The following is a 278-nucleotide window of genomic DNA, read 5'->3' as shown; positions in this document are numbered from 1 at the left end:
GCTCGAAGACGGCACCTCGATCAAGATCTGGGCGGCCACGGCCGAAAACGCCACCAGCGACGCGGCGCCCGGCACCGTCATCGGCGTGTCCGCGGAGGGCGTAGTGGTGGCCTGCGGCGAAGGCGCGCTTTGTCTCACGCAATTGCAAAAGCCCGGCGGCAAACGCCTGCCGGTGCGCGAATTCCTGGCAGGCTTTGCGCTCGCTGCCGGTCAGCGTTTTCAGCTTCCCGAAGCAGGCTCACAGAGCCCGGCACGGCCCGCCGGCGCTGGCCCATCGC

Annotated in this window: 1 pseudogene; it reads left to right on the top strand. The window is 69.4% G+C overall.

Annotated elements, in window-relative coordinates:
- A pseudogene (locus EN859_RS37810) lies at positions 1–278 on the top strand (hypothetical protein); the annotation flags it as partial.

Source organism: Mesorhizobium sp. M00.F.Ca.ET.216.01.1.1 (assembly GCF_004010325.2).
Taxonomy (GTDB): domain Bacteria; phylum Pseudomonadota; class Alphaproteobacteria; order Rhizobiales; family Rhizobiaceae; genus Mesorhizobium.
Note: the sequence above shows the minus strand (reverse complement) of the source record. Positions and strands in the feature narration are given on the sequence as shown.